This is a genomic window from Geodermatophilus telluris (assembly GCF_900102745.1).
GTDB classification, from domain to species: Bacteria; Actinomycetota; Actinomycetes; order Mycobacteriales; family Geodermatophilaceae; genus Geodermatophilus; species Geodermatophilus telluris.
The window spans coordinates 289,183-311,246 of record NZ_FMZF01000005.1 but is presented as its reverse complement, the minus strand read 5'-3'; the positions used below and the strand labels follow the sequence as shown (position 1 = coordinate 311,246).

At 76.5% G+C, this 22,064-nt stretch carries 21 protein-coding genes and 1 riboswitch; of the genes, 10 read left to right on the top strand and 11 right to left on the bottom strand.

Annotated features, from left to right (window positions below; genetic code table 11):
* Window position 1 precedes the first annotated feature (1 nt).
* From BLQ97_RS17380 to BLQ97_RS17370, 3 genes are read left to right on the top strand one after another with little or no spacing between them, the layout of a single operon-like run.
* Complete coding sequence (locus BLQ97_RS17380; RefSeq protein ID WP_091367255.1) at window positions 2-1,183, top strand: ArsA family ATPase; 1,182 nt, start codon at window positions 2-4, stop codon at window positions 1,181-1,183.
* A complete protein-coding gene (locus BLQ97_RS17375; RefSeq protein WP_091367254.1) occupies window positions 1,180-1,530 on the top strand; it encodes a hypothetical protein in 351 nt (116 codons plus the stop codon). Before BLQ97_RS17380 ends, BLQ97_RS17375 begins: the two co-directional genes overlap by 4 nt.
* Window positions 1,531-2,532: an ROK family protein gene (locus BLQ97_RS17370; protein WP_091367253.1), complete on the top strand. Its 1,002-nt coding sequence runs from the start codon at window positions 1,531-1,533 to the stop codon at window positions 2,530-2,532. It abuts the gene before it with no gap.
* Here the strand turns inward: BLQ97_RS17370 and BLQ97_RS17365 are convergent.
* Window positions 2,529-3,209, bottom strand: coding sequence for a hypothetical protein (locus tag BLQ97_RS17365; protein ID WP_091367252.1), 681 nt, complete (start codon window positions 3,207-3,209; stop codon window positions 2,529-2,531). The two genes, BLQ97_RS17370 and BLQ97_RS17365, sit on opposite strands and share 4 nt — an antisense overlap.
* 159 nt (window positions 3,210-3,368) lie before the next feature.
* Here BLQ97_RS17365 and BLQ97_RS17360 point away from each other — a divergent pair, with 159 nt between their 5' ends.
* Together BLQ97_RS17360 and BLQ97_RS17355 are read left to right on the top strand one after the other, a co-directional pair.
* A complete protein-coding gene (locus BLQ97_RS17360; protein ID WP_245692345.1) occupies window positions 3,369-4,130 on the top strand; it encodes a lysophospholipid acyltransferase family protein in 762 nt (253 codons plus the stop codon).
* Between the two features lie 11 nt (window positions 4,131-4,141).
* Window positions 4,142-4,630, top strand: a complete 489-nt coding sequence (locus BLQ97_RS17355) for a polyadenylate-specific 3'-exoribonuclease AS (protein WP_091367250.1) — start codon at window positions 4,142-4,144, stop codon at window positions 4,628-4,630.
* Window positions 4,631-4,679: 49 nt separating this feature from the next.
* Here the strand turns inward: BLQ97_RS17355 and BLQ97_RS17350 are convergent, their stop codons facing one another.
* On the bottom strand, window positions 4,680-5,078 hold the full coding sequence (locus BLQ97_RS17350) for a PaaI family thioesterase (RefSeq protein WP_091367249.1): 399 nt from the start codon (window positions 5,076-5,078) through the stop codon (window positions 4,680-4,682).
* A gap of 98 nt (window positions 5,079-5,176) precedes the next feature.
* Here BLQ97_RS17350 and BLQ97_RS17345 point away from each other — a divergent pair, with 98 nt between their 5' ends.
* From BLQ97_RS17345 to BLQ97_RS17335, 3 genes are read left to right on the top strand one after another with little or no spacing between them, the layout of a single operon-like run.
* On the top strand, window positions 5,177-6,199 hold the full coding sequence (locus BLQ97_RS17345) for an ATP-dependent 6-phosphofructokinase (RefSeq protein WP_091367248.1): 1,023 nt from the start codon (window positions 5,177-5,179) through the stop codon (window positions 6,197-6,199).
* A 42-nt stretch (window positions 6,200-6,241) separates the two neighbouring features.
* Window positions 6,242-7,579, top strand: coding sequence for a class II 3-deoxy-7-phosphoheptulonate synthase (locus BLQ97_RS17340; protein ID WP_091367247.1), 1,338 nt, complete (start codon window positions 6,242-6,244; stop codon window positions 7,577-7,579).
* Window positions 7,572-8,582, top strand: a complete 1,011-nt coding sequence (locus BLQ97_RS17335) for a threonine aldolase family protein (protein ID WP_245692344.1) — start codon at window positions 7,572-7,574, stop codon at window positions 8,580-8,582. The genes BLQ97_RS17340 and BLQ97_RS17335 overlap by 8 nt, the downstream gene beginning before the upstream one ends.
* Window positions 8,583-8,660: 78 nt before the next feature.
* On the opposite strand, the gene BLQ97_RS17330 is transcribed toward BLQ97_RS17335, so the two are convergent.
* From BLQ97_RS17330 to BLQ97_RS17310, 5 genes are all read right to left on the bottom strand, one after another.
* Window positions 8,661-9,815, bottom strand: coding sequence for a S8 family peptidase (locus BLQ97_RS17330; RefSeq protein WP_217637239.1), 1,155 nt, complete (start codon window positions 9,813-9,815; stop codon window positions 8,661-8,663).
* Window positions 9,816-9,953: 138 nt separating this feature from the next.
* Complete coding sequence (locus tag BLQ97_RS17325; protein ID WP_091367246.1) at window positions 9,954-10,838, bottom strand: deoxyribonuclease IV; 885 nt, start codon at window positions 10,836-10,838, stop codon at window positions 9,954-9,956.
* Window positions 10,835-12,829 carry a Stk1 family PASTA domain-containing Ser/Thr kinase gene (gene pknB / locus BLQ97_RS17320; protein WP_091367245.1) on the bottom strand — a complete coding sequence of 665 codons (1,995 nt, stop codon included), beginning with the start codon at window positions 12,827-12,829 and terminating at the stop codon, window positions 10,835-10,837. The genes BLQ97_RS17325 and pknB overlap by 4 nt, the downstream gene beginning before the upstream one ends.
* A 202-nt stretch (window positions 12,830-13,031) precedes the next feature.
* Window positions 13,032-14,489 carry a glycine hydroxymethyltransferase gene (locus BLQ97_RS17315; protein WP_175471796.1) on the bottom strand — a complete coding sequence of 486 codons (1,458 nt, stop codon included), beginning with the start codon at window positions 14,487-14,489 and terminating at the stop codon, window positions 13,032-13,034.
* A gap of 26 nt (window positions 14,490-14,515) precedes the next feature.
* A riboswitch (ZMP/ZTP riboswitch) is annotated at window positions 14,516-14,599 on the bottom strand.
* A 34-nt stretch (window positions 14,600-14,633) separates the two neighbouring features.
* Window positions 14,634-16,283, bottom strand: a complete 1,650-nt coding sequence (locus BLQ97_RS17310; RefSeq protein ID WP_091367244.1) for an amidohydrolase — start codon at window positions 16,281-16,283, stop codon at window positions 14,634-14,636.
* 125 nt (window positions 16,284-16,408) lie between these two features.
* Between BLQ97_RS17310 and BLQ97_RS17305 the strand changes: the two genes are divergently transcribed.
* On the top strand, window positions 16,409-16,732 hold the full coding sequence (locus BLQ97_RS17305) for an Rv2175c family DNA-binding protein (RefSeq protein WP_091367243.1): 324 nt from the start codon (window positions 16,409-16,411) through the stop codon (window positions 16,730-16,732).
* 4 nt (window positions 16,733-16,736) lie between these two features.
* On the opposite strand, the gene BLQ97_RS17300 is transcribed toward BLQ97_RS17305, so the two are convergent.
* The 3 genes from BLQ97_RS17300 to BLQ97_RS17290 are packed head-to-tail and all read right to left on the bottom strand — an operon-like array spanning window position 16,737 to window position 20,255.
* Window positions 16,737-17,660, bottom strand: a complete 924-nt coding sequence (locus BLQ97_RS17300) for a phytoene/squalene synthase family protein (protein ID WP_091367242.1) — start codon at window positions 17,658-17,660, stop codon at window positions 16,737-16,739.
* A complete protein-coding gene (gene crtI / locus BLQ97_RS17295; RefSeq protein WP_091367241.1) occupies window positions 17,657-19,150 on the bottom strand; it encodes a phytoene desaturase family protein in 1,494 nt (497 codons plus the stop codon). Before crtI ends, BLQ97_RS17300 begins: the two co-directional genes overlap by 4 nt.
* 1 nt (window position 19,151) lies before the next feature.
* The gene (locus BLQ97_RS17290; RefSeq protein ID WP_245692342.1) at window positions 19,152-20,255 is read right to left on the bottom strand and encodes a polyprenyl synthetase family protein; all 1,104 of its coding nucleotides are present in this window, start codon (window positions 20,253-20,255) and stop codon (window positions 19,152-19,154) included.
* 186 nt (window positions 20,256-20,441) lie between these two features.
* Here BLQ97_RS17290 and metF point away from each other — a divergent pair, with 186 nt between their 5' ends.
* Entirely contained in the window at window positions 20,442-21,365 is a 924-nt protein-coding gene (metF, locus tag BLQ97_RS17285) for a methylenetetrahydrofolate reductase [NAD(P)H] (RefSeq protein WP_091367239.1), read from the top strand.
* Window positions 21,366-21,394: 29 nt separating this feature from the next.
* Here metF and BLQ97_RS17280 read toward each other — a convergent pair whose 3' ends face one another.
* A complete protein-coding gene (locus BLQ97_RS17280; RefSeq protein ID WP_091367385.1) occupies window positions 21,395-22,036 on the bottom strand; it encodes a hypothetical protein in 642 nt (213 codons plus the stop codon).
* Window positions 22,037-22,064 lie beyond the last annotated feature (28 nt).

Here is a 22,064-nt window from a genome sequence, read left to right as displayed (position 1 = left end):
CGTGCCGATCCTGCTGTTCACCGGTCCCGGCGGTGCCGGGACCACCACGCTGGCGGCCGCCGCCGCGGTCCGCGCCGCCCGCGCCGGCCGCCGGGCCGTCCTCGTCACCGGCCAGCAGCCGCCGTCCGGCGCGGCGGGGCAGCCCGGGCTCGACGTCGTGCGGGTCGACCCGCAGGCGGACCTCGCCCGGTTCTGGGCCGGCCGGGCCGCCGAGCTCACCGGTGCGGTGCCCGGCCTCGCGCTGCCGCCGGCCACGTCGGTGGTGCCGCTGCCGGGGACCGGCGAGCTGGCGCTGCTGGCCGCCGTGGGCCGTGTAGCCGACACCGACACCGACGTCGTCGTCGACGCCGGTCCGCTGGCCGCGGCCGCGGCGCTGGTCGCCCTGCCGGGCGCGCTGCGCTGGTGGCTGGACCAGGCACTGCCGACGCGGGTGCGGGTGCTGGCCGCCGTCCGCACCGCCGCCGTCCGCGCGGGCACGCTGCGCCGCGGCGCCGCCGACGTGGCGCTCGGGGTGGTCCCCGAGCTGGAGGCGCTGCTCGACCGGCAGCCGCTGACCGACCCCGGCGCGACGGCCGTCTGGCTGGTCGCCCCGCCGCGTCCGGCCGCCGTCGCCGACCTGCGCCGCGCCGCCACCGCCCTCGCGGTGCACGGGCAGCGCCCGGCCGGGGTGCTGGTGCGCGTGCTGCCCGGGGGCGGCGCCGGCGACTGGTGGGCCGCCCGGCTCGGTGAGCAGGAGGCCGCGCTGGCCGCGCTGGCCGGGGTCGCGCCGGTGCACCCGGTCCCGGAGACGGCGTCCGCGCCGGAGGACGCCGGCGCGCTCGCCGCCCTCCTGCCCGATCTGCCGGGCCCGTCCGCGGGCCCGGTGCCGCCGGCACCCGAGCGGGTGGAGGACGGCTGGCGGCTGACGCTGCCGCTGCCGTTCGCCGAGCGGGCGGACGTGGCGCTGACCCGCTGGGAGGACGAGCTGGTGGTGACCGCCGCCGGCACCCGCCGGTCGCTGCGCCTGGACGCCCTGCTGCGGCGCTGCGTGGTGACCGCGGGCACCCTGACGGCTGCCGGGACCGATGCCGCGCGGCTCGAGGTGGGGTTCGCGGCGGACCCGGAGCTGTGGCCGGCCGACCTGCTGGCGGCCCACGCCGGGGACGGCGGCGGGCACCCGGGCGAGGAGAGGGGGACGCGGTGAGCGAGGGAGCCGACTGGCTCGACCAGGCGCGGCGGGTGGTCGCCGGGCTGGGGCAGGCGGTGGCGGAGTCCTGGGCGGAGACCGAGCCGGGACCGGGTGCGGAGGCCGCCGGGCACGTCCCGGGCGGCGACTGCCGCTGGTGCCCGGTCTGCCGCCTGGCCGCCGTCGCCCGCCGGCCGGAGGTGACCGAGGCCCTGGCCGACGCGCTCACCACCGCGGCCGCCGCGCTGCGCACCCTGGCCGAGGAGCAGCCGCCCGAGCCGGCCGAGCCGCCGCGGGCGGCGCCGGAGCCGGTCCCGGGCGACGCGGACCCGCCGGCGCCGGTGCAGCACATCGAGATCGGCTGAGTGGCCACGACCGGGGACGCCGGTCCCGCCGACCTGCCGGCCCTCGGGGTCGACGTCGGTGGCACCAAGGTGGCCGGCGGGGTGGTCGCGCCCGACGGCACCGTGCTGGCCACCGCGCGCCGCTCGACGCCGACCGCCTCGGTCGCCGAGACCGAGACCGCGGTGGCCGACGTCGTCACCGAGCTCGCCGGTGCGCACGGCGGGCCGCTGGCCGCCGTCGGCGTGGGGGCGGCCGGCTGGTTCGACCGCAGCGGCGACGTGGTGCTGTTCAGCCCGCACCTGGCCTGGCGGCACAGCTCGCTGCGCCGCGACCTCGTCGCCCGGCTGCAGCGCACCGTGTGGGTGGGCAACGACGCCGACGCCGCCGCCTGGGCCGAGTACCGCTTCGGGGCCGCCCGCGGCGCGGAGCTGGCACTGTGCGTGACGCTGGGCACCGGGATCGGCGGCGGCATCGTGGCCGGGGGACGGCTGCAGCGGGGCGCGCACGGCGTGGCGGGGGAGTGGGGCCACATGCGCGTGGTCCCCGACGGGCGGCTGTGCCCCTGCGGCAACCGCGGCTGCTGGGAGCAGTACGCCAGCGGCAGCGCGCTGGCCACCACCGCCCGCGAGGTGGCCACCCGCTCGCCGGCCGCGGCGGCCCGGCTGCTCGACCGGGTGGACGGCGACGCCGGCCGGCTCACCGGCGAGGACGTGGCCCGGGCGGCCGCGGAGGGCGACCCGGTGGCGCTCAGCCTGGTCAGCGACGTCGGCGAGTGGCTCGGGCAGGGCATCGCCGACCTGGCCACCGTGCTCGACCCCGACGTCGTGGTCATCGGCGGCGGGGTGAGCGTGCTCGGCGAGATGGTGCTGCGGCCGGCGCGCGAGCGGCTGGACCGGGCCCTGCCGGGGCGGGGCTTCCGGCCCGGCCCGCGGGTGGTGGCCGCGGCGCTGGGCGCGCAGGCCGGGCTGGTGGGGGCCGCCGACCTCGCCCGCGCCGCCGCCTGCACCGAGCGCCGCGGCTAGACGACCGCGCCGTCGTCCCCCTCGTCGGTGGAGCGCTCCCGCATGCGGGAGAGGAACAGCCCCGCGCTGCCCACCAGCGCGGCCACCCCGAGGACCAGGCCGGTGTCGGTGGTCAGGCCGAGCACCCGCGGCGCGCCCACCAGCACGACCCCGGCGGCGGCGAGCAGCACCGCGTACAGCGTCGAGGGGGAGGGCAGCGGCACCGGCGGGGCCGGCGGTGGCTCGTAGTGCTCCTCGGGCTCCTCCCGCTCCGGCACCACGGCGGGCGCGGGGCCGCGGGGCGGGAGGGCGTCCTCGACCACGGTCCGGCCGTGCTCGGCCTCGTACGCGGCCACGATGCGCGCCCACTCGGCGTCCTCGTCGAGGTCGCGGCGGGCCGGGCGGCGCACGGCCTCGGCGGGGGCGTGGTCGTCGGCGTGCCGGTCGACCAGCGCGCGGCCCTCGCCCAGCCGGGCGCGGTCGACGAAGAGCCGGTCGGCCGGCGGGCTGGGGTAGGTGACCGTGCGGGTGTAGGGCTCGACGTCGGCGGCCGGTTCCAGGTACGCGGCGATGCCGGCCTCGCGCAGCACGTCGAGCAGGTGCTCGCCCACCCGCGGGTCGACGTCGCGCACCGGCGCCCAGAGCGCGGCGTCCAGGCCGTTGTCGAGCCGGCCGCGGCCGCGGCGCGGGCCGGTCACGCGGTCCTCCGGGGACGTCGCACCGGCCGGTCTGGCACCACGGGGAGTCCTCCTCGGCGTCCGGCGACGGTGCCACGCGGGGGTGGCGACGCGCGGGTGCCCGGGGCGGATTGTCGCCGGGGCTCCCGCCTCCCTAGTCTGGCAGTTCCCCAGGGAGGCGTGTTGTTCTACTGGTTCCTCAAGTTCGTGGCGATCGGCCCGGTCGCGAAGCTGGTGTTCCGGCCCCGCGTCGAGGGCCGCGAGAACGTGCCGGCCACCGGCGCCGCGATCCTCGCGAGCAACCACCTCTCGGCCGCGGACTGGATCTTCATGCCGCTGTCGCTGCGGCGCCGGGTCACCTTCCTGGCCAAGGCGGAGTACTTCACCGGCCGCGGCGCGAAGGGTGCGCTGCGGCGGGCCTTCTTCTCCGGCGCCGGCCAGGTGCCCATCGACCGCTCCAGCGCCACCGCCGCCGAGGGCGCCATCCGCACCGGCCTGCAGATGCTGCGCCAGGGCCGGCTGCTGGGCATCTACCCCGAGGGCACCCGCTCGCCCGACGGCCGGCTCTACCGCGGCAAGACCGGCGTGGCCCGCATGGCGCTGGAGACCGGCGTCCCCGTGGTGCCCGTGGCGATGACCTACGCCCCGCGCCGGATCCCGTTCGGGCACAAGCTCGTGCGCATCCACGTGCGCTTCGGCGAGCCGCTGGACTTCTCCCGCTACGAGGGCCTGGCCGGCGACCGCTACGTCGAGCGGTCGATCACCGACGAGATCATGTACGAGATCATGACGCTGACGGGGCAGGAGTACGTCGACGTCTACGGCGCCGTCGTCAAGCGGGGCATGGACGCCACCGGCGCCAGCGCCGCGGAGGTCGTGAGCCGGTTGCAGCCGCCCAGCGACGAGGCCGGCCACCGGGCCCCGGACACGCTGGCCGGCTGAGCGGCGCGGCGGTGCGGCGCTACTTCTACGACACCGAGTTCATCGAGGACGGCACCACGATCGACCTCGTCTCCATCGGCGTCGTCGACGAGACCGGCCGGGAGTTCTACGCGGTCAGCACCGAGTTCGACGAGCGGCGGGCCATCCCGTGGGTGCGCCGCAACGTCCTCGACCAGCTGCCCCCGCCGGCCGACCGCGCCTGGCGCAGCCGCCGCCGCATCCGCGACGACCTGCTCGCCTTCCTCACCGGCCCGGGGGAGGAGGTCGAGCTGTGGGCGTGGTTCGCCGCCTACGACCACGTGGCGCTGGCCCAGCTCTGGGGACCGATGACGGCGCTGCCGCGGGCGGTGCCGCGGTTCACCCGCGAGCTGCGGCAGCGGTGGGACGACGTCGGCCGGCCCGAGCTGCCGCCCAAGCCCGCCGGCACGCACGACGCCCTCGTCGACGCCCGCTACAACCTCGCCCGCTGGCGCGCGATGGAGACCGCCCGCGGCCGCTGAGCCGCCCCGCGTCCGGTGCACCTCCGCGGCGGTGCACGGACCGGGCGGGTCAGATCGGGGGTGCCAGGACGGCCTGGGTCTGGGTCACCGAGGCCACCGGGCGGCCGTCGTCGTCGGTGACCTCGGTGAGGACGACGACCGTCGAGCGCCCGACGTGCAGCGGCCGCGCCGTGGCGTGCGCGGTGCCGCCGCGGACGGCCCGCAGCAGCGACGTGGCCGAGGCGAGCGTCGACGTCGACACGCCCGGCGGCAGGTTGAGGAAGGCGCAGACCGCGCCGACGGTGTCGGCCAGGGTCATGAGCGCGCCGCCGTGCAGCGCCCCGCCGGCGGTGCACCGCTGCGGCGCCCAGGGCAGCCGGCCGGTGACCTCCCCGGGTGCGGCGGTGTCGAGCTCGACGCCGGTGGCGACGGCGAAGGGCATGAGGGCGAGCAGGTCGGCCGGGTCCACGGGCGGATCCTGCCGGTCCCGGGGCGGGGGACGGTGACCGCGGTCACCCCGCTGGGGCAGGATCGGTCCTGACCTGCGGTTCGTCACGGGGAGGCGTGGTGCGCATCGGGATCCTGACCGGCGGTGGGGACTGCCCCGGTCTCAACGCCGTCATCCGGGCCGTCGTCCGGAAGGCGACCGCCTCCGGCGACGAGGTCGTCGGCTTCCGCGACGGCTGGCGCGGCCTGCTCCAGGACGACGCCGTCCCGCTGGACCTGGCCGCCGTCCGTGGGCTGCTGCCCCGCGGCGGCACCGTGCTGGGGACCTCGCGCACGAACCCGTTCGCGCTCGAGGGCGGCCCGGAGCGGGTGCTCGGCTGCCTGGCGGCGCACGGCATCGACGCGCTGGTGCCGGTGGGCGGCGAGGACACCCTCGGGGTGGCGGCCCGGCTGACCAGCAGCGGCGTCCGGGTGGTCGGCGTGCCCAAGACCATCGACAACGACCTCGACGGCACCGACTACACCTTCGGCTTCGACACCGCGGTCGGGGTGGCGATGGAGGCCATCGACCGGCTGCACACCACCAGCGACAGCCACCACCGCACGCTCGTGGTCGAGGTGATGGGCCGGCACGCCGGGTGGATCGCGCTGCACGCCGGGATGGCCGGCGGGGCCAACGTCGTGCTGGTCCCGGAGCGGCCCTTCGACGTCGACGCGGTGGTGGCGCACTGCCTGCACCGCTTCGAGTCCGGCTACTCACCGATCGTGGTGGTGTCCGAGGGCGCGCGGCCGGCCGACGGGGAGCTGGTCACCTCCACCGGGCAGACCGACGCCTTCGGTCACGTCCGCCTCGGCGGCATCGGCGCGGCGCTGGCCGCCGTCCTCGAGGAGCGCACCGGGCGGGAGTCCCGGGCGGTGGTGCTCGGGCACGTCCAGCGCGGCGGCACGCCGTCGGCCTTCGACCGGGTGCTGGCCACGCGGTTCGGGCTGGCCGCGGTCGACGCCGTCCACGCGGGGCTGTCGGGCGTGATGGTGGCGCTGCGCGGCACCGACGTCGTCCCGGTGCCGATCGCCGAGGCCACCGCCCGGCTCAAGCTCGTGCCGCTGGAGCGCTACGCGGAGGCGGAGGTGTTCTTCGGCTGAGGCCCGTCGGCCCGCAGCGGCGACCGCCGTACCCTCGCAGGCGTGACTCTGCCCGATCCTGTGCAGCTGGTGCCCGGCCTCGACCGGTGGCGGGAGCTGCCCGCCGCCCAGCAGCCGGCGTGGCCCGACCGTGCCGCCCTCGACACCGTGCTGTCCACGCTGTCGACCGTGCCGCCCATCGTGGCGCCCAGCGAGGTCGACGAGCTGCGCGGCCGGCTGGCCGACGTCGCCCGGGGGAAGGCGTTCCTGCTGCAGGGCGGGGACTGCGCGGAGACCTTCGACCTCAACACCGAGCCGCACCTGCAGAGCACCACCCGCACGCTGCTGCAGATGGCCGTGGTGCTCACCTACGGCGCCAGCGTGCCGGTGGTGAAGGTGGGCCGCGTCGCCGGGCAGTACGCCAAGCCGCGCTCGTCGGACACCGACGCCCTCGGCCTGCCCTCCTACCGCGGCGACATGGTCAACTCGCTGGAGCCGGTGCTGGAGAAGCGGGTCCCCGACCCGAACCGGCTGGTGCGCGCCTACGCCAACTCGGCGGCGGCGATGAACATGATCCGGGCCTACGCCCGCGGCGGACTGGCCGACCTGCACGCCGTCCACGACTGGAACAAGGACTTCGTCGCCTCCTCGCCGGCCGGCGTCCGGTACGAGGTGATCGCCCGTGAGATCGACCGCGCGCTGGCGTTCATGAAGGCCTGCGGCGTCGACGACACGGCGCTGCGCGGGGTGGAGCTGTACAACAGCCACGAGGCGCTGATCCTCGACTACGAGCAGGCCCTGCTGCGGGTGCACGAGGGCCGGCCCTACGCCGCCTCGGCGCACTTCGTGTGGATCGGCGAGCGCACCCGCCAGCTCGACGGCGCGCACGTGGAGTTCATGTCGCGGATCGCCAACCCGATCGGCGTCAAGATCGGCCCGACGACGACGCCGGAGCAGGCCACCGAGCTCGTCGAGCGGCTCGACCCCGACGGCGTCCCCGGCCGGCTCACGCTGATCAGCCGGATGGGCAACGGCAGGATCCGCGACGTGCTGCCGCCGATCGTGGAGAAGGTCACCGCCAGCGGCCACCAGGTCGTGTGGCAGTGCGACCCGATGCACGGCAACACCCACGAGTCGCCCACCGGCTACAAGACGCGGCACTTCGACCGCGTCGTCGACGAGGTGCTCGGCTTCTTCGCCGTCCACCGGGCGCTGGGCACCTGGCCCGGCGGCATCCACGTCGAGCTGACCGGCGAGGACGTCACCGAGTGCCTCGGCGGCGCGATGGAGATCAGCGACGAGGACCTCAACAGCCGGTACGAGACCGCCTGCGACCCGCGGCTGAACACCGGGCAGTCGCTGGAGCTGGCCTTCCTGGTGGCGGAGATGCTGCGTGGGTGAGCTGATCGACCTCCGCTCGGACACGGTCACCCGGCCCACGCCGGGGATGCGCCGGGCCATGGCCGAGGCCGAGGTCGGCGACGACGTCTACGGCGAGGACCCCGCCGTCCGCGCGCTCGAGGAGCGGGTCGCCGACCTGTTCGGCCACGAGGCGGCGCTGTTCGTGCCCTCGGGGACCATGGGCAACCAGATCGGCATGCGGTTGGTCTGCGAACCCGGCCAGGAGGTGCTCTGCGACGCCGACGCGCACGTGGTCACCTACGAGATGGGGGCCGCGGCCGCGGTGTTCGGCATCTCCACCCGCACCGTGGTCTCCGACGGCGGCCTGCTCGACGCCGACGCCCTCGTCGCACAGGTGCGCCCCCGCGACGACTGGCACCTGACCGCCACCGCCGCCGTCGCCGTGGAGAACACGCACAACCGCGGCGGCGGGCGGGTGCAGCCGCTCGACGAGCTGGAGCGCCTGTTCGCCTGGTCGCGCGGCGCCGGGGTGGCCGTGCACCTCGACGGCGCCCGCGTCTGGAACGCCGCGGCGTCCTCCGGCGTGGACCTGGCCACCTACGGCCGGCTGGCCGACACCGCGTCGGTGTGCCTGTCCAAGGGCCTGGGCACGCCGGTCGGCTCGGTGCTGGTGGCCTCGGCCGAGCGCATCGCCGCCGCCCGCCTGTGGCGCAAGCGGCTCGGCGGCGGGATGCGGCAGGTCGGCGTCCTGGCCGCGGCGGGGCTGTACGCGCTCGACTCCCACCTGCCCCGGCTGGCCGAGGACCACGAGCACGCCCAGGTGCTGGCCAAGCGGCTCGGCGTCGACCCGGCGACGGTCGAGACCAACATGGTGGTGCTCGACGACGTCGCCGCGCCCGTGGTCGCCGAGGCGGCCAGGGCGCGCGGCGTGCTGGTGTCGCAGGTGAGCCCGCGGCGGATCCGGCTGGTCACCCACCTCGACGTCGACCGGGCCGCCGTCGACCGCGCCGGCGACGTCCTCGCCGACCTCCTCGACCGCTGATCGAGGCGCAGGAGGCGATCCCCCCGTCCTCAGGTCGAGGACGTGGGGATCGCCCCCTGTGCGTGGTGTCCGGCCGGCTCAGTACGTGCTGGTGAGCAGCAGGTCGGGGGTGCCCGCGGGCTCGCCGGTGATCCGCCCCGGGGTCGCGCCGCCGGTGACGGCCGCCGCGACGGCCGCGGGGGAGGCCGTCGGGGCGCCCTGCAGGTACAGCGCGGCGACGCCGGCCACGTGCGGGGTGGCCATCGAGGTGCCGCTGATGGTGTTGGTCGCCGTGGTGCTCGTGTACCAGGCGCTGGTGATGCCGACGCCGGGCGCGTACAGGTCGACGCAGGACCCGTGGTTGGTGAAGGAGGCCGAGACGTCGTTGCGGTCGCTCGCGGCCACGGTGAGCGCCGCCGGCACGTTCGCCGGGGAGCTGGTGCACGCGTTCGCGCCGTCGTTGCCGGCGGCCACGGCGTAGGTCACCCCGTCGGCGATCGAGGCCTTCACCGCGTTGTCGATGGCCGTGCTCAGGCCACCGCCCAGGCTCATGTTGGCCACCGCCGGGGCGCCGGCCGCGTGGTCGCGGGTGACCCAGTCGATGCCGGCGACCACGCCGGAGGTCGTGCCGCTGCCGTTGCAGCCCAGCACGCGGACCGGCACCAGCGTGACGTCCTTCGCCACCCCGTAGGTGGTCCCGCCGATCGTGCCGGCGACGTGGGTGCCGTGACCGTTGCAGTCCTCGGTGGTGTTCTTGCCGCTGACCGCGTTGAAGCCGGCGCGGAAGCTGTTCGCGACCTCGGTGTGGGTCGAGCGGATCCCGGTGTCGATGACGTAGGCGGTCACCCGGGCGCCGGTGGCGGTGTAGGAGTACGTGGTGCTGAGGGGCAGGTCGGACTGGTCGATCCGGTCGAGGCCCCAGGTGACACCGGGCTGCGTGGTGTCGACGCCGACCACCTGGTCGCGCTCCACGGCGACGACGCCCGGCTGGCCGGCCAGCCGGGTGGCCGCGGCCTCCGGCAGCGTGACGGCGTAGCCGCGCAGGGCCGCGGTGTAGAGGTGGTCGATGGACCCGCCGAGCCCACGGGCCCGCTCCGCCGCCTGCTCGGGCGGGGTGGCGCGGTCGACGGTCACGACGTAGGTGGCGCGGGGCCCGTCGGCCGGCGCGGCCAGGGCGGGGCCGGCGGTGACGCCGAGGCCGGTGGTCGCGAGCGCGGCGACGGCGCCGGCGACCAGGGTGCGACGAGTGGGCAAGGACGGCTCCTCGGATCAGCTCCCCGCGGCCGGGTGGCCGTGGGCAGATGCGACCCAACGCGGTGTCGTAGCTCACTGCAAGTCAGGACACGTGTTCCCAGCGTGAGCCCGCGTGTCGCCGTCCGCCGGTCGCGTCGGTCAGGCGGCCGAGGAGACCCCGTCGGCGGGATGGCCGTCGCGCAGGGCGCGCAGCAGCGCGATGTCACGGGCGTGGCCGCGGTCGGCGCTGGGCGTCTCCACGACCACCGGCACCCCGGCCACCGTGGGGTGCGCCAGCAGCTCGGCGAACGCAGCCACCCCGATCGAGCCCGCGCCGATGGTGGTGTGCCGGTCGCGCTTCGAGCCGCGCCCGTCGAGGGAGTCGTTGGCGTGCACCAGCCCCAGCCGGCCGGGCCCGACGGCGGCCTCCAGCGCGTCCAGCACCGCCGTCGTCCCGCCCGGGGTGGCCAGGTCGTGCCCGGCCGCCCACGCGTGGCAGGTGTCCAGGCAGACGCCGACCGCCGGGTGCGAGTCCAGCGCCGCGAGGTAGGGGCCGAGGTCCTCCACGGTGGCCGCCAGGGACCGGCCGCCGCCCGCGGTCGGCTCCACGAGCAGCCGCGGGCCGTCGTCGGGCAGTGCGTCGAGCACCGGCAGCAGCCGCTCGCGCAGCTGGCGCAGCGCGGCCTCGTACCGGTCCTCGTCGACCGCCGAGCCCGCGTGGACGACGACGCCGCGCACGCCCAGCTGCACCCCGCGGGCGAGGTCGGCGGCGATCGTCTCGACGGAGCGGTCGACGGTGGCCGGCGTGGGGGAGCCGACGTTGACCAGGAACGGCGTGTGCACGAACGACGGGACGCCGCGCTCGGCCAGGCCCGCGACGAAGGCGGCGTCCTGCGCGGGGTCACCGGCGCTGCGCCGCCAGCCGCGCGGGTTGCCGACGAAGACCTGCACCGCCTCGGCGCCGACGTCGTCGGTGTAGCGCAGCCCGCCGGTGGCCAGGCCCCCGGCCACCTGGACGTGCGCCCCGATGGGGCCGGCCGTCACCCGAAGCTCAGCAGCAGGCTGACCTCGGTGCGCACGTCCACGACCGTGCCCGGCGCCGGGTTCTGCCGGTAGACGCGGTCGCCGGTGATGAACGTCGAGCTGCTGTAGGTGAGGCCGACGGCGTCCAGGGCGGCGGCCGCCTCGCGCTCGCTCATCCCGGTCACGTCGGGGACGGTGACCTGCGGCAGCCCGATCGAGACCTGGATGGTCACCTCGGCGCCGAAGGGGGCCGCCTCGCCCGGCGTCGGGCTGACCGCCATGACCTGGCCGGTGCCGACGTCGGCGCTGCGGCCCTCGGTGCGCTCGACGGTGAAGCCGAGCGCCTCCAGGTTGGTCTGCGCGGCCTCCGGGCTCTGGCCGACGACGTCGGGCACCGCGACCGGCGCCGGGCCGCGGCTGACGTACACCGTCAGCGGGGCGTTGCGGGCGAGCTCGGTGCCGGCCTCGGGCTCGAACCCGGAGACCGACCCGACCGGGATGGTGTCGTCGTAGTCCTGCTGCACGGTGACCTGCGAGGGCACCCGCTCGGCGAGCCAGGCCTGCACCTCCTCCAGCGGGCGGCCGACCAGCTCGGGGTCGACGGTGAACCGCTCGGGCCCGCGGGAGACGACCAGTTCGACGTCGGAGTTGCGGATCGCCTCGCCGCCGTCGGGGTCGGCCGAGATGACCTGACCCTCGGGGACGGTCTCGCTGAACTGCTCCTCGGCGAACACCGGGTCCAGCCCCGCCTGCTGCAGCAGGTCGACGGCGCTCGCGCGGTCGGCGCCCTCCAGCGAGGGCACCGTCGTCCAGCGGCCCGAGCCGAGCCACCAGCCGACCGCGCCGACGGTGACCGCCAGGAGCAGGACGACCGCCACCGCGAGCCGGGCGCGGCGGCGGCGGATGTGCAGCGGCAGGCCGGGACGGGCGTGCGGCGGCGCGGGCCGCCGTCCGCCGACGTCGGTCGTGGGCCCGGCGCCCATGCCCGGCAGCATGCTGGTGCCGCGGCCGCGGGAGGACCGCCCCGCGCCGAGCACCTCGGTGCCCGGGTCGCCGGGGCCGGGGTCGCTGGGGTGGCGCGGGCGCGTGGGGCGGTTGGTCGGGCGGATGGTGCCGGGGCCGGCGGAGCTGCGGCCGGTGGGCACCGGCACGCGGGCCAGGCCGAGGTCGGTGCGCACGTCCTCGAGGTCGGCGAGGAAGGCGCCGGCGTCCAGGGGGCGGACGGCGGGCTCGCGGCGCGTGGTGCGCGTCACCAGCTCGTCGACCTGCCACGGCACGCCGGGCACCTCCTCCGACGGCACGGGGACGTCGTGGTGCACGTGCTGGTAGGCCACCGCCAGCGGGGTGTCGCCGCCGTAGGGCGGGTGGCCGGTGAGCATCTCGAAGAGCACCAGCCCGGCGGCGTAGACGTCGCTGCGGGCGTCGGCGCGGCCGCGCTCGAGCTGCTCGGGGGAGAGGTAGGCGACCGTGCCGATGAGCACGCCGCCGGTGTGGCTGGTCTGGCCGGTGCCGGTCAGCGCGCGGGCCAGCCCGAAGTCGGCGACCTTCACCGTGCCGTCGTGGCCGATGAGCACGTTCTCCGGCTTGACGTCGCGGTGCACGATCCCGGCGCGGTGCGCGGCGGTCAGCCCGGCGAGCACAGGCTCGAGGACGGCGAAGGCCTCGGCGACGGTGAGCCGGCCGCGCGCCTGCAGCAGGTCGCGCAGCGTGCGGCCCCGGACGAGCTCCATGACCAGGAACACCAGCCCCTGGTCGCTGCCCTGGTCGCTGACCGAGACGACGTTGGGGTGGCTGAGCATCGCCGCCGCGCGCGCCTCCCGGGTGAACCGGTCGACGAACGTCGGGTCGTGGGCGAGGTGCTCGGCCATGACCTTGACCGCGACCGTGCGGTGCAGCCGGAGGTCGGTGGCGGCGTAGACGGTGGACATGCCGCCGCGCGCCAGCCGCTCCTCGAGGCGGTAGCGCCCCTCGAGGACCAGGCCGACCACGGGGTCGGTCACGGCGGTGTCCACGGGCCCGAGTGTAGGAGCGCAGGTCGCCGGGACGGCCCGCACACGCGGGGCCGGTGAGCCCCTGCCACCCTCCCGTCACAGGGGTCACGGCGGGGGGCGGAGATGATCAGGTGACCTGATCGTGCAGCGTCCTACCCGACCGTGGGACGTCGGGTGGGACGCTCGGTGATCAGGTCACCTGATCGTCGCGCGGGGACGGGGCTCAGGAGAGCTCGAGGCCCGGGTAGAGCGGGTGGGCGGCGACCAGCTCGGCGGCCGCGGCGCGGGTCTTGTCGGCCAGGCCGCCGTCGACGACGTACTTCGCCTTCGACGGGGACCCGTCCCGCGTCGTCGTCGGTGTCGTGTTCGACAGCACGTCGACGATCAGCTCGGCGGTGCGGTCGAACTCGGCCGCGCCGAAGCCGCGGGTGGTCAGCGCGGGGGTGCCGAGCCGGACGCCGGAGGTGTACCAGGCGCCGTTCGGGTCGGCCGGGATCGCGTTGCGGTTGGTGACGATGCCGGCGTCCAGCAGCGCCGACTCCGCCTGCCGGCCGGTCAGCCCGTAGCCGGAGACGTCGAGCAGCACGATGTGGTTCTCCGTGCCGCCGGTGACCAGCCGGGCGCCGCGCCGGGTCAGCCCCTCGGCGAGGGAGACGGCGTTGTCGACGACGGTCCGCGCGTAGGTGGCGAACTGCGGACGGCGCGCCTCGGCGAACGCGACCGCCTTGGCCGCCATCACGTGCGGCAGCGGGCCGCCGAGCACCATCGGGCAGCCGCGGTCGACGGCGTCGGCGTACTCGGGCTGGGCGAGCACGAACCCGCCGCGGGGGCCGCGCAGCGACTTGTGGCTGGTGCTGGTGACCACGTGCGCGTGCGGCACCGGGTCGAAGTCGCCGGTGAAGACCCCGCCGGCGACCAGGCCCGCGAAGTGCGACATGTCCACGATCAGCGTCGCGCCCACCTCGTCGGCGATCTCCCGCATCCGCGCGAAGTCGACCTTGCGCGGGTAGGCGGAGTAGCCGGCCATGAGGATCAGCGGGCGGAACTCGCGGGCGCGGGCGGCGACGGCGTCGTAGTCGAGCAGCCCGGTCGCGGGGTCGGTGCCGTAGGAGGACTGGGCGAACATCTTGCCGCTGATGTTCGGGCGGAAGCCGTGGGTCAGGTGGCCGCCGGCGTCCAGGCTCATGCCGAGCATCCGCTGGTCGCCGAGGGCATGGCGCAGCGCCGCCCAGTCCTCGTCGGTGAGGTCGTTGACGTGCCGGGCGCCGGCGGCCTGCAGCGCGGGCGCCTCCACGCGCTGGGCGAGCACCGCCCAGAAGGCGACCAGGTTCGCGTCGATGCCCGAGTGCGGCTGGACGTAGGCGTAGGGGGCGCCGAACAGCTCGCGGGCGTGCTCGGCGGCCAGCGCCTCGACGGTGTCGACGTTCTGACAGCCCGCGTAGAAGCGGTGCCCGACGGTGCCCTCGGCGTACTTGTCGCTGAACCAGTTGCCCATGGTCAGCAGGACGGCGGGGCTGGCGTAGTTCTCGCTGGCGATCAGCTTCAGCGAGTCGCGCTGGTCGGCGAGCTCGGCGCCGATGGCCTCGGCGACGCGGGGCTCGACCTCGGCGATCACCTGCAGCGCGCTGCGGTAGGCGGTCGAGGCGGCGGCGCCGTCGAAGGAGGGGGTCACGTCGGTCATGGGTGGGCTCCTGCGCGGTCGGTGGTCGGCTCTGCCCAGGCGCCCGGCGGGGGACTGCAGGCCGCTCCCCGGTGGTGCCCCACCTCGATGCGCCAGTCACGGCCCGGTCCGATGCTACCGGGGGACGGCGACGCCCCGCGGCGGTCACCCGACCGTCAGCAGCCCCTCGGCGTCGTGGCCGAAGACGCCGCCGACCATGGTGGCGCGCACCTGCACGTCCCGGATCCGCTCCGGCGCCACCGCCAGCAGGTCGTCGGACAGGACGACGAGGTCGGCGGCCATGCCCCGGCGCAGGGTGCCCTTGCGCGTCTCCTCGAAGACCGCGTGGGCGGAACCGACCGTGTAGGCGCGCAGGGCCTGGGCGGCGGTGAGCGCCTCGTGCGGTCCGAGGGAGGCCCCTCCGGCGGACCGGCGGTTGACCATGTCGTGGATGCTCCGGATCGGCTCGCCGGGGACGACGGGCGCGTCCGTCGAGCCGGGCAGCTCGACGCCGGCGTCGACGAAGGACCGCATCCGGTAGGCGAGGCCGGCCCGCTCCGGGCCGAGCGCCGTGAGGATCCCGTCGCCGAGGGCGGAGAGGAACCGGCCCTGCGGCACCGGCAGGAGCCCCGCCGCGACGATCCGCGCGACCTGCTCGTCGGAGGCCACGCCGACGTGCTCGATCCGGTGCCGGGCGTCGGCGCGGGGTGCCCGGCGCTGCGCCGCCTCGTAGGCGTCGAGGACGACGTCGAGCGCCCGGTCGCCGATCGCGTGGGTGGCGACCTGCCAGCCGTTGAGGTGGCTGTCCACGATGCGCTCGCGCAGGTCGGCCGCGTCCTCCTGCAGGAAGCCCGCGTTCCCCGGGGTGTCGGCGTAGTCGCAGGTCATGGCCGCCGTCCGGCCCACCAGCGAGCCGTCGGACATGATCTTCACCGGCCCCAGCCGGAACCACTCGTCGCCGAGGCCGGTGCGGATCCCGAGGTCCAGCCCCCACCCCTCCAGTCCCTCGTCCACGCGGCCGAGCCCGTGGAGGGCGTCGACGAAGGGCATGGCGGTGACCCGCGTGCGCAGCACGCCGCGCTCGCGCGCCAGCTGGAAGGCGCGGGCGTCCGCCGGGCCGTGGCCGATCATCCGGCCGCCGATGCCGGGCTCGGTCACGCTGGTGAGGCCGTGGCGCAGCGCCCAGGTCGACGCCGCCCCGATCGCGGCGACGAGGTCCTCCTGGGGCACCGGCCGCAGCACCGAGCTCACCAGCGCCATCGCCTGCTCCTGCAGCAGCCCGGTGGCGACGCCGTCGACGCGCACGACGCTGCCGCCCGGCGGCGCCTCGACCGCGTCCGGGTCGGCGTGACCGGCGAGGCGGAAGGCCTCGGTGCTGGCGACCGCCATGTGGTTGGAGGCGTGCACGAGGTAGACCGGCCGGCCGCCGGCGACGCGGTCGAGCACCTGGCGCGTGGGGTGCGCGCCGATCTTGTTCTGGTCGTAGCCGTTGCCCACCACCCAGGCGCCCTCCGGGCGGGCGGCGGCCCACTCCCCGACCCGCCGGTAGAGGTCGTCGAGGGTGGGCGCGGCCTCGGCGGAGAGGTCGAGCTGCACCATCTCCCGGCCGAGCACCGAGAAGTGCAGGTGGGCGTCGTTGAAGCCGGGCACCACCGGGGCGCCGCCGAGGTCGTGGCGCACGTCCGCCGTCACGCCGTCGAGCTCCTCGTCGAGGCCGACCACCCGGCCGTCGAGGACCCCGATCGCCGACGCCGTCGGTCGCGCCGGGTCCAGGGTGGTGATGCGGGCGTTGGTGAGGACGGTGTCGATGCGCATCGTGGTCAGTCCCTCGGGGCCGGCGGGGCGACGGGTCCGTGCCCGGTCCACCGTCGCACGGCCGCGCTGCCCCCGGGCCGACCGCCGGCACCCGCGCCGTCCCCGGCTGCCTAGGCTGGACGGCCATGGAGACCCTCACGCCCGCGGAGGTGGCCGCGGCCCTCGGCGTCTCGCCGAACAAGGTCCGGCAGCTGGTCCGCGAGGGGAAGCTCATGGCCGTGCCGGGCAGCGGCAACAGCCGCATCCCCGCCGACTTCCTCCAGGACGGCGCGGTCCTCCGGCACCTGCCCGGGCTGATCACCGTGCTCAAGGACGGCGGGTTCACCGACGCCGAGGTCTTCGAGTGGCTGTTCCGCGAGGACGAGTCGCTGCCGGGCACCCCGGTCGAGGCGCTGCGGGGTGACCGGCACACCGAGGTCACCCGCCGCGCGCAGGCGCTGGCCTTCTGAGCCGCTACGCCCGGCGCTGCCGCAGCCGCACCGCCTGGGCGCTCGCCAGGCGGCGGGCGAAGATGCCCAGCCGGCGGGGCCTGGACACCGTCACCCGGCGGTCGAGCACCCGGAAGTCGGCGCGCTCGATCTCGGTGAGGATGCCGCCGTAGAGCGCGGTGGCGGCGCGCACGCAGTCGCGGGACTCCGGCGCGAGCATCGGCGTCCCGGGGGCGGCGTCGTCGTAGCGCCGGCGCACGATCGCGACCATCTCCTGCATGAGCGCACGGAAGCGGGCGTCGTACCGCTTGGCCTCGATCTGCTCGCGGGTCACGCCGTGCGCGGCCATGACGTCGGCGGGCAGGTAGACCCGGCCGCGGTCGGCGTCCTCGGCGACGTCGCGCAGGAAGTTGGTCAGCTGGAACGCCTCGCCCAGCGCGATGGCGTGCGGCGCGGCCTCCTCGCGGCTGACGCCGGGCGCGGTGCCGAGCACGGGCAGCACCTGCAGGCCGATCACCGACGCCGAGCCCCACATGTACCGGTCGAGCGCGGCGATGTCGGCGTAGCCGGTGACGGTGAGGTCGCTGGTCATCGCGGCGAGGAAGTCGACGAGGTGCTCCACCGGGATGCGGTAGCGCCGGTAGGTGTGCACGGTGGCCAGCCGCACCGGGTCGTCGGACCACCCGGCCTCCAGCTCGTCGAGCAGCGCCCGCGACCAGTCGGCGAGGTCGCGCTCGGGGTCGGCGCCGGGGTGGTCGACGAGGTCGTCGGCGGTGCGGGCCGCGGCGTAGAGCGCGTGGACCGCCGGGCGGCGGTCGGCGGTGAGCAGCCGGGTGGCCAGGTGGTAGCTCTTGCCGTGCTCGGCGTTGACCGCGGCGCAGTACCGGTAGGCGGCGTCGAGCCGCTCCTGCCGCTGCGCCTGCGTCAGCGGCCGCTCGGTCGCCGTCACCGCGTCACCGGCCCGGTGATCCGCTCGGCGGCCAGCCGGCCGGAGACCACGACCATCGGGACGCCGACCCCGGGCTGCACCGACGAGCCGGCCAGCACCACGTTCACCGGGCCGCGGCGGGGCAGCGTCGGCGTCCGGAACGGGCCGGTCTGGCCGAAGGTGTGCGCCAGGGCGAACGGCGTGCCGGCCGCCATGCCCTGCCGCGCCCAGGTCAGCGGGGTGTCCGCGTGCTCCACCTCGATCGCGCCGGTCAGGCCGGTCCAGCCGCGGGCCTCGAGCACGCCCAGCACCTCCTCGCGGTAGCGGGGCAGCAGCGCGTCCCAGTCGATGCCGGGGTTGCCGCCGCTGCGGGGGTCGAGGTTCGGCGCGGGCGCCACCACGCTGAGCACCTGCCCGCCCTCCGGCGCCAGCGAGCGGTCGGTGACCGACGGCGTGCTCACCAAGAGGCTCGGGTCGCTCATCGGCCGCCCCTCGCGGGTCAGCTCGTCGAACACCTGCTGCCACGCCGCGCCGAAGGAGATCGTGTGGTGCGCCTGGCCGGGCAGCTCGGACCGCACGCCGAGGTGCAGGGTCACGCAGGAGGGCGAGTAGGTCGGCCGCCGCCGGCGCGAGAACCCGGGCACCAGCCGCTCGGGGACGTCGGTGGTGACGACGACGGCGTCGGCCGCCAGCCGCTCCCCGCCCTCGAGGCAGACGCCGGTCACCCGCCGGCCGCGCAGGTCGAGCCGCTCGACGGTCGCGCCGTACCGGAACGCCACGCCGGCGTCCGCGGCCGCCCCGGCCATCGCGCGGGGGACGGCGCCGATCCCGCCGACCGGGTGCCAGACGCCGGCGCCGATGTCGAGCTGCGCGATGACGGCGTAGGCGGCGATCGCGCGGAACGGCGAGACGCCGGCGTAAAGCGCCTGGAAGCTGAACAGCCGCCGCAGCCGCTCGTCGGTGAAGAACCGGGCGACGTGGTTCGACAGCCGCCCGAACCCGCCGCGGCGGGCCAGTGCCCACAGCTCCGGGCCGAGCAGGTCCAGCGGGGTGTCGAGGTTGCGGTCGATGAAGGTGTCCATCTGAAGCCGGTACAGCTCGGCCAGGTCGGCGAGGTAGCGGCGCAGCGCGGCGGCCTCGGCCGGGCCGGCCAGCGCCTCCACCTCGGCGGCGAAGGCGTCGACGTCGGCGTGCACGTCGAGGTGCGAGCCGTCGGCGAACTGCGCCCGGTAGGTGGTCTCCAGCGGCACCAGCTCGAGCCGGTCCTCCAGCTTCTCGCCCACGGCGGCGAGCGTGTCGGCCACCAGCTCGGGCGCGGTGAACACCGACGGGCCGGTGTCGAGCACGTAGCCGTCGCGGGCGACGACGCCGGCTCGCCCGCCGGGACCGTCGCCGCGCTCGACCACGGTCACCTCGCGGCCCGCACCGCGCAGCCGCAGGGCCGTCGCCAGGCCCGCGAGGCCGGCGCCGACGACGACGACGCGGTCGGTGGGTCCGGGGACGGTGCGCACGTCAGGCGGTGCGGGAGGTCGCGGCGACGGCGAGCGCGTCGAGGGCGGCGCGGGCCTCGACGGCGATCGAGGCGTCGGCGATCGCGGCGCGCGCGGTGGCGGTCCGCTCGGCGATCCGCTCCTCCACCCGCGCCCGGGCGCCGGTGTCCTCGATGAGGCGGCGCAGCGCGTCGAGCTGGTCGGAGCCGCAGTCGGGGTTGCCCAGGCAGGTGCGCAGCAGCTCCCGGCCCTGCTCGTCGGCCTCCTCCTCGGCCAGCGCGACGAGCAGCGTCTGCTTGCCCTCCCGCAGGTCGTCGTCGGCGGACTTGCCGGTCACGGACGGGTCGCCGAACACGCCGAGGACGTCGTCGCGCAGCTGGAACGCCTCGCCCAGCGGCAGCCCGATCGCGGTGTAGACGTCGGCCGCGCGCGGGCCGGCGCCGGCGATCGCGGCGCCGAGCTGCAGCGGCCGCTGCACGGTGTAGCCGGCGCTCTTGTAGCGGGCCACGGTCAGCGCGCCCTGGGCGCCGGGCAGGCCGCCCGCGGCGCGCAGCAGGTCCAGGTACTGCCCGGCGGTGACCTCGGTGCGCATCGTGTCCCACACCGAGCGGGCGCGGGCCAGGGCCGCGGCGCTGATGCCCGAGCGGCGCAGCAGCTCGTCGGACCACACCAGCGCGAGGTCGCCGACCAGGATCGCCGCGCCCAGGCCGAAGGTCTCGCCGTCGCCGGACAGGCCGCCGTCGCCGTGCCGCGCGGCGAACCCGACGTGGGTGGCCGGCCGGCCGCGGCGGGTCAGCGCGCCGTCCATGACGTCGTCGTGCACCAGGGCGCTGGCGTGCACGAACTCCAGCGCGGCCACCGCGCGCAGCACCGCGGCGTCGTCCTCGGCGGGACCGCTGACGTCCTCGGCGACCCCGCGCCAGCCCCAGTAGGCGAACGCCGGGCGCAGCCGCTTGCCGCCGTCGGCCAGCGCGCACACCTCGTCGACGACCGGCTCGAGCGCGGGGTCCATGCCGGCCAGCGTGCTGCGCTGCTCCTCGAGGAAGCCGGTGAGCGCGGCCGCGACCGCGCCGCGCACGCGCCCCAGGTCGGCGGCCGCGAGCGACGGCGCCAGAGGGCGGACCACGGACTCCTGCTGTGCCGCCCCGGTGATCACCCGACCAGTATCGCCCCATCGAGTCGCGCGCGTCCTGCCCGGGTTCGGGACCACGGGACCTCCAGTCGTCGGTGGAGCACTGACGGACCTGCTTCTCCCGGGACCGCCCGGACGGATGCGGAGGAGCGGCGTGTCCCGCACGTACCCTCGGGACCCGTGACCCGAAGCGTCCGCGAGCTGCTCGCCTCGTCGCGGCCCACGTGGTCGTTCGAGTTCTTCCCCGCCAAGACGCCCGAGGGCGAGGCGCAGCTGTGGACGGCGCTGCGGCAGCTGGAGCGCCTGCAGCCCTCGTTCGTGTCGGTCACCTACGGCGCGGGCGGCTCCACCCGGGAGGGCACGGTCGCCGTCACCGAGCGGATCGCCGCCGAGACGACGATGACCCCGCTGGCGCACCTGACCGCCGTCGACCACTCGGTGGGCGAGCTGCGGCACGTGGTCAGCCGGCTGGCCGCCGCCGGCGTGCGCAACCTGCTGGCGCTGCGCGGCGACCCGCCCGGCGCCGACCCGCAGGCCGACTGGGTCCCGCACCCCGAGGGGCTGGAGTACGCGTCGGAGCTGGTGGAGCTCATCCGCTCCATGGGCGACTTCTCCGTCGGCGTCGCGGCCTTCCCCGAGCGGCACCCGCGCTCGCCGGACTTCGAGACCGACGTCGAGATGTTCGTGCGCAAGTGCCGCGCGGGCGCCGACTTCGCGATCACCCAGATGTTCTTCCGCGTCGAGGACTACCTGCGGCTGCGCGACCGGGTGTCCGCCCGCGGCTGCGACGTCCCGGTGGTCGCCGGCGTCATGCCGGTGACCAACGCGCGGCAGATCGCGCGGATCGTGCAGCTGTCGGGGCAGGCCTTCCCCGAGGAGCTGGCCGCCCGCTTCGCCGAGCTCGACGGCGACGCGCCCGAGGACAGGGCGGCGGTGCGCGCCTACGGCGTCGAGGTGGCGACGGCGATGTGCCGGCGGCTGCTGGACGAGGGCGTGCCCGGCATCCACTTCATCACCATGAACCGCTCGACGGCGACCCGGGAGGTCTTCACCAACCTCACCGGCGCCGGCACCTCGGTGCCCTCGACGCTGGCGGTCTCCTAACCTCGACCGACGCGCCGTCCCCGTGCCGGTCAGACCGTGACCGGACCGTCGGCCTCCAGCAGCTCCACGGTGCGCCGGGCCGCCCGGCGCAGCGCCTCCCGTTCGGCGGCGTAGCCGCCCAGCACGCCCACCAGCGGCAGGTTGGCCAGCGCGCGGGCGCCCAGGCGGCCCTTGGGCCGCGCGTCGAGCGCCTCGTCGATCCGGCTGAGCAGCCGGGCGGCCCGCCAGACGGTGCGCGCGGCGCCGCGCAGCCCGGCGCGGTCCTCGCGGGCACCCAGCGCCGCCTCGGTGTACGTGCCGCGGACCCGCTCCAGCAGCGGGCGCACCCGCTCGGCGGGCAGCTCGCGGGCCAGCAGCACCCGGGAGAGCAGCGACACGCGCTCGGCCGGGTCGGTGACGCCGTGCTCGCCGGCCACCCCGAGGACGACCAGCGACTGCACCGCCGTCCCGACGGTGTTCTGCAGCGGCAGCAGGTCGGCCAGCCGGCCGGCCAGCCGGGGCAGGCCACCGGCCGCGGCGGCCACCCGGGACACCCGCTCGGCCCACCAGTCGTCGCGCTCGGCGGCCGGCAGCTCCGGCGGGCGGCCCAGTCGCTGCACGAGGGGAGCGGTCAGCCGGTCGAGCCGGCGCAGCACGTCGACGACCACGGCGTCGCTCAGGGGAGGGGCCATGACCTGCACATACCCGGCCCGGTGGTGA

Coding starts and splice junctions, on each gene's coding strand:
- BLQ97_RS17310 (WP_091367244.1), bottom strand. CDS start 16,283: ATGCGCATCGACACCGTCCTCACCAACGCCCGCATCACCACCCTGGAC.
- BLQ97_RS17305 (WP_091367243.1), top strand. CDS start 16,409: ATGGAGACCCTCACGCCCGCGGAGGTGGCCGCGGCCCTCGGCGTCTCG.
- BLQ97_RS17280 (WP_091367385.1), bottom strand. CDS start 22,036: ATGGCCCCTCCCCTGAGCGACGCCGTGGTCGTCGACGTGCTGCGCCGG.
- BLQ97_RS17315 (WP_175471796.1), bottom strand. CDS start 14,489: ATGACCGACGTGACCCCCTCCTTCGACGGCGCCGCCGCCTCGACCGCC.